The organism is Streptomyces sp. NPDC046939, from assembly GCF_040644575.1.
Classification (GTDB): Bacteria; Actinomycetota; Actinomycetes; order Streptomycetales; family Streptomycetaceae; genus Streptomyces.
In genome coordinates, this window is sequence record NZ_JBEYWV010000066.1 from 1 (window position 1) to 11617 (window position 11617).

The window sequence follows — 11617 nt, forward strand, 5'->3', positions numbered from 1 at the left end:
CCCCGCGCCCCTGGAGCATGCGGCTTCGCCGCAGCCCCGGGGGCGCTGAGATGGCGCACGCAGTGCGCATCTCAGGGGCGCGGGGAACTGCGCGACCAGCCACGACGAAAGCCGCACCCGGCAACGAACTCCTACGCACCCACGGCGGGACTCCGGCGAACGCTCAGGGGACCACGACCACCTTGCGACCCCACGTCGCGAACTCCCACATCGCCGCGGCATCCGCCCGCGACCCCCGAATCCCACCCGTCTCCTTCGACGGATCGGGCGTCGGCGTGGACCCGTCGACCGCCGCGCTGAACCCCACACCCTTCCCGTTCACGCTCGTGAACAGCACGACGTGCTCGATCGGCACCCCATCGGTCCCGGTGACGGAACCGGTGCGCGAGATCACCTTGTACGTGCCGGCCGCCGGGTCCACCGTGCCGGGCACCACCTCGTACGTGCGCCGCACCTTGCCGTCCGCGCCGACCAGCCAGACCCGGTCGGCCTTCAGGCCGTAGACGACCCGCTGGCCCGTGCCGGACTTGGCGGGCAGGGCGGCGGCGGCCGGGGCCTTCTTGTCCTTGGGGGAGCGGGACGCCGAGGCGGAGGGGGAGGCGTCGGCCTTGGGGGCGCCGAGGTCGGCCGGCGCGTTCGCCGAGGCCTGGAACGCGAGGAAGCCGACCGCCGCGAGCGCGCCCGCGGTCAGCGCGGTCACGAATCCGGTGCTGCTTCGTGCCACCAGGTGCCTGCCTCTCCAGTACGTAAGTACGACGCCAGTGACGGCTGTACGTGACGGTAGCAGCCGATACCGACAGCCCAGGGGAGTCGCGGACGCGGACATGTCCACCCCGCCGGAGTCGTAGGCTGTTCGCGTGCTGTTGCTCGCTGTGGATACCGCCACCCCCGCCGTCACCGTCGCCCTGCACGACGGGACCGACACCCTCGCCGCGTCGAGCCAGGTGGACGCCCGCAGACACGGGGAGCTGCTGCTGCCCGCCGTCGACCGGGTGCTCGCCGAGGCCGGCACGGCGCTCGACGCCGTCACCGGGATCGTCGTGGGCATCGGCCCGGGACCGTACACCGGCCTGCGCGTCGGCCTGATGACCGCCGACACCTTCGGCCTCGCGCTCGACGTCCCCGTGCACGGCGTGTGCACGCTCGACGGTCTCGCGTACGCGGCCGAGGGCGTCGAGGGCCCCTTCGTCGTGGCCACCGACGCGCGCCGCAAGGAGGTCTACTGGGCGCGCTACGCCGACCCGCGCACCCGCCTCACCGACCCCGCCGTCGACCGGCCCGCGGACATCGCCGAGGCCGTCGCGGGGCTGCCCGCCGTCGGCGCGGGCGCGCTGCTCTACCCGGAGACCTTCACGGACCCGCGCGGCCCCGAGCACGTCTCCGCCGCCGCGCTCGCCGCCCTCGCCGCCGAGAAGCTGGCGGCGGGCGAGGAGCTGCCCGCGCCCCGCCCCCTCTACCTGCGCCGCCCCGACGCGCAGGTCCCCAAGAACTACAAGGTGGTCACCCCCAAGTGACGACCGAGGCCGAACTGCGCGAGATGCGCTGGTGGGACATCGATCCGGTGCTCGCCCTGGAGAAGGACCTCTTCCCCGACGACGCCTGGTCGCGCGGCATGTTCTGGTCGGAGCTGGCCCACGCGCGCGGGGTGGGCTCGACCCGGCGCTACGTCGTCGCCTACGAGGGCGACCGCCTCGTCGGCTACGGCGGGCTCGCCGCCTCCGGCGCCGCCGGGGAGGGCGGCTCCGCCGACGGCGCCGACGTGCAGACCATCGCCGTGGCCCGCGACCACTGGGGCACCGGGCTCGGCGCCCGCCTCCTCACCGAGCTGCTGCGCCACGCCACCGCCTTCGAGGCGGCGGAGGTGATGCTGGAGGTCCGCGTCGACAACATCCGGGCGCAGAAGCTCTACGAGCGCTTCGGCTTCGAACCGATCGGCTTCCGCCGCGGCTACTACCAGCCGGGCAACGTGGACGCGCTCGTGATGCGCCTGAACACCAACACCGTGAGTGAAGAGAAGAACCATGGCTGACGAACCGCTCGTCCTCGGCATCGAGACCTCCTGCGACGAGACCGGCGTCGGCATCGTCCGCGGCACCACCCTGCTCGCCGACGCCGTCGCCTCCAGCGTCGACGAACACGCCCGCTTCGGCGGCGTCGTGCCCGAGGTCGCCTCCCGCGCCCACCTGGAGGCGATGGTCCCGACGATCCAGCGCGCCCTGAAGGACGCGGGCGTCACCGCGAAGGACCTCGACGGGATCGCCGTCACGGCCGGGCCCGGTCTCGCGGGCGCCCTGCTCGTCGGCGTGAGCGCCGCGAAGGCGTACGCGTACGCGCTCGGCAAGCCGCTCTACGGCGTCAACCACCTGGCCTCGCACATCTGCGTCGACCAGCTGGAGCACGGCCCGCTGCCCGAGCCGACCATGGCGCTCCTGGTCTCCGGCGGCCACTCCTCGCTCCTGCTCTCCAGCGACATCACCTCCGACGTGCGGCCGCTCGGCGCGACCATCGACGACGCGGCGGGGGAGGCGTTCGACAAGATCGCCCGCGTCCTGAACCTCGGCTTCCCCGGCGGCCCCGTCATCGACCGGTACGCCAAGGAGGGCGACCCCGACGCGATCGCCTTCCCGCGCGGTCTGACGGGCCCGCGCGACCCCGCGTACGACTTCTCCTTCTCCGGCCTCAAGACCAGCGTGGCCCGCTGGATCGAGGCCAAGCGGGCGGCGGGCGAGGAGGTGCCGGTGCGGGACGTGTCGGCGTCGTTCCAGGAGGCCGTCGTGGACGTGCTGACCCGCAAGGCCGTGCGCGCCTGCAAGGACGAGGGCGTCGACCACCTCATGATCGGCGGCGGCGTCGCGGCCAACTCGCGGCTGCGGGCGCTGGCCCAGGAGCGCTGCGAGCGGGCCGGCATCCGGCTGCGCGTGCCGCGCCCCAAGCTGTGCACGGACAACGGCGCGATGGTCGCGGCGCTCGGCGCGGAGATGGTGGCGCGGAACCGGCAGCCGTCGGCGTGGGACCTGTCGGCGGACTCGTCGCTGCCGGTGACGGAGACGCACGTACCGGGCCACGACCACGGTCATGATCACGACCACGTGCACGAGGTCAGCAAGGAGAACCTGTACTCGTGACAGTCGCGCTGATGTGGGAGGCACGGGCCGTCGTGGGCCGCGGCGACGATCTGCTCGCCTGGGTCCGGGCGCAGGAGCTGGCACGGGAGCCGCTGCGCCGCGAGACGCTCCGCGCCCCGCAGGACCGGGTCCTGGTCATCACGTGGTGGGACGCGGAGTACGACGCCGAGGTGCCCGAACTGCCGGAGCCGGACAGTGACTTGGTGACGCGGGCCGTCCACAGGTGGCGCTTCGAGGCGGTCTGAGCCGCACTGTTAAAACCGCCTGAATTTTCCGGTCCTGCGCCCCAAGTGGTTTACGCCTGTACTAATGCGGACTTATGTTCCGTGCGTGGCTGAGAAGAAACGGTTCGGCGGGCGTGTGGTGAAGGTGCGCGCGCTGAAGGTGGTGGCGATCGCCTTCGGCTGCGTCCTCGTGCTCGTCGGCGCCGGTGCGGGCTGGGCGTACTGGCACTTCGAGCACAACATACGCAGCGTCGACATCGACCGGGCGCTGGGCGCCGACCGCCCGGCCCGGCCGACACCCACCGCCGCGCCCTCCGCGTCGCAGGACACGGCCCCCGTCGACAAGGGCGTCCTCAACTTCCTCGTCCTGGGCTCGGACTCCCGTACCGGCGCGGAGAACAAGGCGCTCGGCGGCGGCGAGGACGGCGGCGCCCGCTCCGACACCGCGATGGTCGTCCATCTGAACGCGGACCGCACCGAGGCGACCGTCGTCAGCATCCCCCGCGACACCCTCGTCGAACGCCCCTCCTGCCCGACGGAGTCCGGCGGCACGACGGCGGTCGCGTACGACGTGATGTTCAACAGCGCCTACGCGGTCGGTGGCCCGGTCTGCGCGGTGAAGACCGTCGAACACCTCACCGGCGTCCGCATGGACCACTACCTTGAGATCGACTTCGCGGGGTTCGCGAAGCTCGTCGACGCGCTCGGCGGCGTGGACGTCACCACGACCGAGGACATCGACGACGACCTCAGCCACCTCCACCTCGAAGCCGGGGCCAACCACCTCGACGGCGAACAGGCCCTCGCCTTCGCCCGCACCCGCCACGGGGTCGGCGACGGCAGCGACCTCGGCCGCATCAAGCTCCAGCAGCAACTCGTGAAGTCGCTGGTCGGCAAGGTGTCGACGGATGGCCTCCTGACCGACCCCGCCCGCCTCTACCGCATCGCCGACGCGGCCACCGGCAGCCTCGTCGCCGACACCGGCCTCGACTCCCTCCCCGAACTGTCCGACCTGGCCCGCAGCCTGCGCGACCTGCCCGGCGACGCGGTGAGGACCGTCGTGATGCCGGTGGTCCCGGCCCCGACGGACGCGAACCGGGTGGTGGCGCGGGGGCCGGAGGCGCGGAAGCTGTGGGAGTCGCTGCGATGACCTACTGCTTCGTGCCCTACTGCTTCGTGTACGTCAACAGGTAGCGCCAGTACAGCAGTTGCCGCACCTCGCTGCCGGGCAGCAGGCGGGTCGCCTCCGCCCGGATCCGCGGCAACGTCATCTCCGGCTCCCGTACGGGCGCCCTGCGCGGCGGGGTGCGGACGCCGCGGGCGCGCTCGGTGGCGTACACCGCCGCGCGGGCCAGGGCGTTCGCCGGGGAGGCGAGCACGTCGACGTACGTGTGGCCCGCGTAGCAGCCGAGGACGAGAAGACGGCCGCCCGGCGCGAGCGCGTCGCGGAACCGGGTCAGCGTGGTGAACGGCATGTGGTGCAGGCTGGCCAGGCACGTGATCACGTCGTAGTGGCCGGGCGGCAGCGGCTCGGTCGCCGCGTCGGCGAGACGGAAGCGGGGGCCGCCGCCGCGCGCCTCGGCCGCGGCCAGCGTGTCCGGGTCGGGATCGAGCGCGTCGACCTTGCAGCCCCGGCCGACGAGACGGCGCGCGAAGCGGCCCGTGCCGCAGCCCACGTCGAGCGCGGTACGGGCGCCGGGCGGCACGTGACGCAGCAGGAGCCGGTGGTAGTGGTCGTTGTGATCGAACGGCATGAAAAAAATCCTCGGAGATTTCCGGTGCTCGTGTCGATGCCAAGGACGGCCGATCGACGCACCAGTGCAAGCACGTCCACGAGAGCACTGGAGACGATCATGCCCCGCTACCTGACGATGGTCCGCGTCGACGAGAACAACGCCCCCGAGGGCGGCCCCAGCGACGAGCTGATGCAGCGCATGGGCGCCCTCATCGAGGAGATGACCAAGGCCGGTGTCCTGCTCGACACGGCGGGCCTGACCCCGACCGCGCAGGGCAAGCGCGTGCACTACGACAAGGGCGAGATCAGCATCACGGACGGCCCCTTCACCGAGTCCAAGGAGGTCGTCGGCGGCTACGCGATCATCCAGGCGAAGGACGAGGCCGAGGTCCTGGAGTGGACCAAGCGGTTCCTGCGCGTCCACGGCGAGGAGTGGACCGTCACCTCCGAGATCCGCGAGATCGCGGAGGGCTGACCGGCCGGTCCGGGGCTTGGCCCGGGCCCCGCTCCGGTGTCTGATGGTGGGCTGTGACCGAGCAACACGCCACGGCCCGCCCGGACGCCGCCACCACCCGGGCCATCGAGACCGTCTTCCGCATGGAGGCCCCGCGCATCATCGCGGCCGTCACGCGCGTCGTGCGCGACGTCGGCATCGCGGAGGAGCTGGCGCAGGACGCGCTCGTCGCCGCCCTCGAACAGTGGCCGGAGTCCGGGGTGCCCGAGCGGCCGGGCGGCTGGCTCACCGCCGTCGCCCGGCGCCGCGCCGTCGACCTGGTGCGCCGCCGCGAGAACTACGCCCGCAAGCTCCAGGAGGTCGGCAGGGCCACCGAGTTCGCATACGAGGACCAGGGCCCCGCCGACCCGGACGACATCGACGACGACCTGCTGCGCCTGGTCTTCATGACCTGCCACCCGGTGCTGTCGGCCGAGGCCCGCGTCGCCCTCACCCTGCGCCTCCTCGGCGGCCTCACCACCGCCGAGACCGCCCGTGCGGTCCTCGCCCCCGAGCCGACGGTCGCCCAGCGCATCGTCCGCGCCAAACGCACCCTCGCCACCCGCAACGTCGCCTTCGAGGTGCCCGCGGGCCCCGACCGCGAGGCCCGCCTCGGCTCGGTCCTGGAGGTCATCTACCTGATCTTCAACGAGGGGTACGCGGCCACGGCCGGGGACGACTACCTGCGCCCCGGCCTGTGCGAGGACGCCTTGCGCCTGGCCCGCGTCCTCCAGTCGCTCATGCCCAAGGAGCCCGAGGTCCACGGCCTGGCGGCTCTCCTCGAACTCCAGTCGTCCCGCACGGCCGCCCGTACGGCCCCCGATGGCTCGCCCGTCCTCCTGAAGGACCAGAACCGGACGCGCTGGAACACGCTCCTGATCCGGCGCGGATTCGCCGCGCTCGGCCGCGCGGACGCGGTGGCGTCCGGGCCGCCGGGACCGTACGCGCTGCAGGCCGCCATCGCCGCGTGCCATGCGCAGGCGCACACCTACGAGGAGACCAACTGGGCCCAGATCGCCACCCTCTACGGCCTTCTCGCCGCACGCACCCCGTCCCCGGTGGTGCGGCTCAACCAAGCGGTGGCGGTCTCCATGGTCGACGGCCCGGCGGCGGCCCTGCCCCTGGTGGACGCGCTGGCCGACGAACCGGCCCTGCGCGGCTACCACTTGCTGCCGAGCGTCCGCGCGGACCTGCTCGAACGGATGGGGCGGGTGGAGGAGGCGCGGGAGGAGTACGGGAGGGCGGCGAAGCTGGCGCGCAATGAGCGGGAGCGCGCTTTCCTGCTGGCCAAATCAAGCCCCTCCGGCGTTTGAGGAGCGGGGGCCGGGGCGGAGCCCCGTGACCTCAGCCGAAAGTGACCGGCCCCCCGAGAAGCATGGTCGGCGCCCCGGCGACCCGCGTCAGAAACACCGTCACGGCCCGCTTCCCGTACGGCTTCGGCATGACCTTCCGCCGCAGCTCCTCCGGTTCAACGGCAGACCCCCGCTTCTTCACGGTCAGCACCCCGACCTCCCGCTCCCGCAGCAGCGCCTTCAGCTTCTTCACGTTGAACGGAAGCCGGTCCGTGATCTCGTACGCGGCCGCATACGGGGTCGGCCGCGCCTCGTCGCCGGTGACGTACGCGATGGTCTCGTCGATGAGCCCGCCGCCGACCTGCTCGGCCACCTCGGCGACGAGATGCGCCCGGATGACGGCGCCGTCGGGCTCGTACAGGTACCGCCCCACGGGCCGCACCCCGGGATCGGGAAGCCCGCGCCCGACCAGCTCCCGCGGCCCCGGCAGCAGCGTGGCCCGCATCCGCCCCGGCTCCGTGCCGAACCACAGCACGGCCTCCTTCACATCACCCCCGTCGGAGATCCACTCGGCGTCGGCCTCCGCCGGGATCGCCTCGTGCGGGATGCCCGGCGCGATCTTCAGCGCGGCGCGCGGGGCGGCGAGCGCGGCGGAGACGGCCCAGGACAGCGGCGGCGAGTAGGCCTCGGGGTCGAAGATCCGCCCGCGCTTGGCCGAGCGCCGGGCCGGATCGACGAAGACGGCGTCGTACGCGGACGTGTCCACCTCCGTCACATCGGCCTCCCGCACCTCGATGAGCCCGCCGAGGCCGAGCGCCTCGGCGTTGGCGCGGGCGACGGCACAGGTGTGCGGGTCCCGGTCGACGGCGAGCACCGAGATGCCCGCGCGGGCCAGGGCGATCGCGTCGCCGCCGATGCCGCAGCACAGATCGGCGACGGACCGGACGCCGAGCGCGCGGAACGAGGCGGCGCGATGGGCGGCGACCCCGGTACGGGTGGCCTGCTCGACCCCGTTCGGCGTGAAGTACATCCGGGCCGCGTCCCGCGCCCCGAACTTCGCCGCCGCCCGCTGCCGCAGCCGCGCCTGCGCGAGCGCCGCCGACACCAGCGCGGCGGGGTGCTCGCGGCGCAACCGGGTGGCGAGCGCCAGCTCCTGCGCCGGGTCGTGCTCGCGGAGCGCGTCGAGCAGGGCCTGCCCCTCGGGGGCGAGGAGGGCGCGGAAGTCGGCGGCGGCGTCGTCGGACGTGGCAGAGGAACTCACCCGCCCCATTGTGGGCCAGTCGGTGGACGGGCCGTGCGCGGTGCCGGTGTCGGCCCCTCACCAGGGCTCTGAGCTGCGAAGATGCGGCGTCATGCGACGAGTGCCGGTACGACAGGACGAAGGGGCCCGCGCGGAGCCGACGCGCCGCCCGTGCGGGCCGTTGCGAGGTACGCGGTGACCCGCGCCGGGACCCGCCGGTGACACCCCGCCGAGCCTTTCCCGCCCTCGTGGCGGCCGCCCTGCTCCTCACCGGCTGCGCCCCGTCCGTCGCCCCGATCGAACGGATGGGACGGAAGGCGGCGGAGCGCGTACGGCGCCATCACCCGGCCCCGGCGGCGGCGCCATCGGCAGGTACCGCGAGAACCGTCCCGCCGGTGATCGATCACATTCCCACCCGCGACAAGGTCGTCTTCCTGACCTACGACCTCGACGGCGACACACCGCCCGACCCCACCTTCCCGCGCCTGATCCGCAGCAGCCACCTCCCGTTCACCGTGTTCGCAGCGGGCCCGGGCCGCCACGACCCCGCGGGACACCTCCGCGCCCTTGGCGCCGGCATCGAGAACCGCACCCTCACCCACCCGTCCCTGCCCGGCCTCGGCTACGTCGAGCAGCACACCCAGATCTGCGCCCAGCAGGACAGCCTCAGGTCCCGCTTCGGCACGGCCCCGCGCCTGCTCCGCCCGCCATCGGGCGCGTACGACGCGACGACCCTGCGCGCGGCGGCGGCGTGCGGCATCGAGGCGATCGTCCTGTGGACCCACGAGGCGGGGCCCGACGCACACCGCCTCCGTCCGGGCGACATCATCCGTACGGGCACGGGCACGGGCGCGGCCCTGCCCGAGACGCTGACACAGATCCGGCGCCAGGGCTACAAACCGGCCCGCCTGGAGGACTACCTGTAGGCAAGCCCCGCTCAGGGGCGCGGGGAACGGCGCGACCAGCCACGGACAACCGGTATGCGGCGGCGGACCGGACCCCCTGCGGCGGGAAGCCGTCACACGCGCGGCCGCACTCGACCGACGCCGCGTCGGCAGACGATTGGCACTCCGCTTGACCGAGTGCTAATCGCGGTCATAGTCTCGACCCTGGCACTCGCCACCGGAGAGTGCCAACAGCGACGGGCAGGTCCGGCACCCGCGACGACGGATCCACCTGGTCGCCACCTCAGACTCTTAACCCCGTGAGATCTCCGAAGGGGGAGACCGGATCGTGACGACCGCCAGCTCCAAGGTTGCCATCAAGCCGCTCGAGGACCGCATCGTGGTCCAGCCGCTCGACGCCGAGCAGACCACGGCCTCCGGCCTGGTCATTCCGGACACCGCGAAGGAGAAGCCCCAGGAGGGCGTCGTCCTCGCCGTGGGCCCGGGCCGCTTCGAGAACGGCGAGCGCCTGCCGCTCGACGTGAAGTCCGGCGACATCGTGCTGTACAGCAAGTACGGCGGCACCGAGGTCAAGTACAACGGCGAGGAGTACCTCGTCCTCTCGGCCCGCGACGTGCTCGCGATCGTCGAGAAGTAAGCGGCCGACAAAGCAGCTTTTGATGTGAAGCGCGCCCCTGGCACCCGCGACCGTAAGAAGCCGGGGTCAGGGGCGTCCTTCGTTCACCCCTAGTTTTTCGAGAGGGCTGAAACGCTCCCATGGCGAAGATCCTGAAGTTTGACGAGGACGCCCGTCGCGCCCTCGAGCGCGGCGTCAACAAGCTTGCCGACACGGTCAAGGTGACGATCGGCCCCAAGGGCCGCAACGTCGTCATCGACAAGAAGTTCGGCGCTCCCACCATCACCAACGACGGTGTGACCATCGCCCGCGAGGTCGAGGTCGAGGACCCGTACGAGAACCTCGGCGCGCAGCTGGTGAAGGAGGTGGCGACCAAGACCAACGACATCGCGGGTGACGGTACGACCACCGCCACCGTGCTCGCCCAGGCCCTGGTCAAGGAGGGCCTGCGCAACGTCGCCGCGGGCGCTTCCCCGGCCGCCCTGAAGAAGGGCATCGACGCCGCGGTCAAGGCCGTGTCCGAGGACCTCCTCGCGACCGCCCGCCCGATCGACGAGAAGTCCGACATCGCCGCCGTCGCCGGTCTGTCCGCCCAGGACAACCAGGTCGGCGAGCTGATCGCCGAGGCGATGGACAAGGTCGGCAAGGACGGTGTCATCACCGTCGAGGAGTCCAACACCTTCGGCCTGGAGCTCGACTTCACCGAGGGCATGGCCTTCGACAAGGGCTACCTGTCGCCGTACTTCGTCACCGACCAGGAGCGTATGGAGGCCGTCCTCGACGACCCGTACATCCTGATCCACCAGGGCAAGATCTCCTCGATCCAGGACCTGCTCCCGCTCCTGGAGAAGGTCATCCAGGCCGGCGGCTCCAAGCCCCTCCTCATCATCGCCGAGGACGTCGAGGGCGAGGCCCTGTCGACCCTGGTCGTGAACAAGATCCGCGGCACGTTCAACGCCGTCGCCGTCAAGGCCCCCGGCTTCGGCGACCGCCGCAAGGCGATGCTCCAGGACATGGCCACCCTCACCGGTGCCACCGTCATCGCCGAGGAGGTCGGCCTCAAGCTCGACCAGGCCGGTCTGGACGTGCTCGGCTCCGCCCGCCGCGTCACCATCACCAAGGACGACACCACGATCGTCGACGGTGGCGGCAACAAGGCCGACGTCGAGGGCCGCGTCAACCAGATCAAGGCCGAGATCGAGAACACGGACTCCGACTGGGACCGCGAGAAGCTCCAGGAGCGCCTCGCGAAGCTCGCCGGCGGCGTCTGCGTCATCAAGGTCGGTGCCGCGACCGAGGTCGAGCTCAAGGAGAAGAAGCACCGTCTGGAGGACGCCATCTCCGCGACCCGCGCCGCGGTCGAGGAGGGCATCGTCTCCGGTGGTGGCTCCGCGCTCGTCCACGCCGTGAAGGTCCTGAACGACAACCTCGGCAAGGAGGGCGACGAGGCCACCGGCGTCTCCGTCGTCCGCCGCGCCGCCGTCGAGCCGCTGCGCTGGATCGCCGAGAACGCGGGCCTCGAGGGCTACGTCATCGTCTCCAAGGTCGCCGAGCTCGAGAAGGGCTCCGGCTACAACGCCGCGACCGGCGAGTACGGCGACCTGGTCAAGGCCGGCGTCATCGACCCGGTCAAGGTCACCCGCTCCGCCCTGGAGAACGCGGCCTCCATCGCCTCCCTGCTCCTCACGACCGAGACCCTGGTCGTCGAGAAGCCGGCGGAGGAGGAGCCCGAGGCAGCGGGCCACGGCCACGGCCACTCCCACTGACCCGCTCCGCTGAAGTGACCTGAGGCCCGGACCCCTGTGTTTCAAGGGGCCGGGCCTTCAGGTTTTCCGGATGCGCGTCTGCCCGGTTCTCTTCCTTGCCGGGTGCGGGTTGCGTCGTGGCTGGTCGCGCAGTTCCCCGCGCCCCTGAGATGCGCACTGCGTGCGCCATCTCAGCACTATGGGGCTGCGGCGAAGCCGCATGCTCCAGGGGCGCGGGGAAC

General features: G+C 72.2%; 13 protein-coding genes. 10 read left to right on the forward strand and 3 right to left on the reverse strand.

Translation table 11 applies throughout. From position 1 onward, the window contains the following. Positions 1–163: 163 nt before the first annotated feature. Positions 164–724 (reverse strand): hypothetical protein, encoded by a 561-nt coding sequence (locus ABZ877_RS39340; RefSeq protein ID WP_361081412.1) that lies wholly within the window; start codon positions 722–724, stop codon positions 164–166. Between the two features lie 133 nt (positions 725–857). Here ABZ877_RS39340 and tsaB point away from each other — a divergent pair, with 133 nt between their 5' ends. The 5 genes from tsaB to ABZ877_RS39365 all read left to right on the forward strand — a co-directional run bounded on the left by tsaB (position 858) and on the right by ABZ877_RS39365 (position 4499). Continuing rightward, complete coding sequence (gene tsaB, locus ABZ877_RS39345; protein WP_361081415.1) at positions 858–1514, forward strand: tRNA (adenosine(37)-N6)-threonylcarbamoyltransferase complex dimerization subunit type 1 TsaB; 657 nt, start codon at positions 858–860, stop codon at positions 1512–1514. Between the two features lie 23 nt (positions 1515–1537). Continuing rightward, positions 1538–2029, forward strand: a complete 492-nt coding sequence (gene rimI / locus ABZ877_RS39350) for a ribosomal protein S18-alanine N-acetyltransferase (protein WP_361081438.1) — start codon at positions 1538–1540, stop codon at positions 2027–2029. Next, positions 2022–3125: a tRNA (adenosine(37)-N6)-threonylcarbamoyltransferase complex transferase subunit TsaD gene (gene tsaD, locus ABZ877_RS39355; RefSeq protein WP_361081418.1), complete on the forward strand. Its 1104-nt coding sequence runs from the start codon at positions 2022–2024 to the stop codon at positions 3123–3125. Before rimI ends, tsaD begins: the two co-directional genes overlap by 8 nt. Beyond that, positions 3122–3370, forward strand: coding sequence for a hypothetical protein (locus tag ABZ877_RS39360; RefSeq protein WP_361081421.1), 249 nt, complete (start codon positions 3122–3124; stop codon positions 3368–3370). The genes tsaD and ABZ877_RS39360 overlap by 4 nt, the downstream gene beginning before the upstream one ends. Positions 3371–3503: 133 nt before the next feature. Next, entirely contained in the window at positions 3504–4499 is a 996-nt protein-coding gene (locus ABZ877_RS39365; RefSeq protein WP_361081441.1) for an LCP family protein, read from the forward strand. 16 nt (positions 4500–4515) lie between these two features. Here ABZ877_RS39365 and ABZ877_RS39370 read toward each other — a convergent pair whose 3' ends face one another. Then, positions 4516–5103, reverse strand: a complete 588-nt coding sequence (locus ABZ877_RS39370) for a class I SAM-dependent methyltransferase (RefSeq protein WP_361081424.1) — start codon at positions 5101–5103, stop codon at positions 4516–4518. A 99-nt stretch (positions 5104–5202) separates the two neighbouring features. On the opposite strand from ABZ877_RS39370, the gene ABZ877_RS39375 reads away from it, so the two are divergent. Together ABZ877_RS39375 and ABZ877_RS39380 are read left to right on the forward strand one after the other, a co-directional pair. Beyond that, entirely contained in the window at positions 5203–5559 is a 357-nt protein-coding gene (locus tag ABZ877_RS39375; RefSeq protein ID WP_361081427.1) for a YciI family protein, read from the forward strand. A gap of 122 nt (positions 5560–5681) precedes the next feature. Then, positions 5682–6890, forward strand: a complete 1209-nt coding sequence (locus ABZ877_RS39380) for a DUF6596 domain-containing protein (RefSeq protein WP_361081444.1) — start codon at positions 5682–5684, stop codon at positions 6888–6890. A gap of 31 nt (positions 6891–6921) precedes the next feature. Here the strand turns inward: ABZ877_RS39380 and ABZ877_RS39385 are convergent, their stop codons facing one another. Then, a complete protein-coding gene (locus ABZ877_RS39385; protein ID WP_361081430.1) occupies positions 6922–8139 on the reverse strand; it encodes a methyltransferase domain-containing protein in 1218 nt (405 codons plus the stop codon). Between the two features lie 365 nt (positions 8140–8504). On the opposite strand from ABZ877_RS39385, the gene ABZ877_RS39390 reads away from it, so the two are divergent. The 3 genes from ABZ877_RS39390 to groL all read left to right on the forward strand — a co-directional run bounded on the left by ABZ877_RS39390 (position 8505) and on the right by groL (position 11396). Further along, entirely contained in the window at positions 8505–9035 is a 531-nt protein-coding gene (locus ABZ877_RS39390; protein WP_361081433.1) for a polysaccharide deacetylase family protein, read from the forward strand. A gap of 307 nt (positions 9036–9342) precedes the next feature. Next, on the forward strand, positions 9343–9651 hold the full coding sequence (gene groES, locus ABZ877_RS39395; RefSeq protein ID WP_282535600.1) for a co-chaperone GroES: 309 nt from the start codon (positions 9343–9345) through the stop codon (positions 9649–9651). A 119-nt stretch (positions 9652–9770) separates the two neighbouring features. Then, positions 9771–11396 carry a chaperonin GroEL gene (groL, locus tag ABZ877_RS39400; protein ID WP_361081435.1) on the forward strand — a complete coding sequence of 542 codons (1626 nt, stop codon included), beginning with the start codon at positions 9771–9773 and terminating at the stop codon, positions 11394–11396. Positions 11397–11617: the final 221 nt, after the last annotated feature.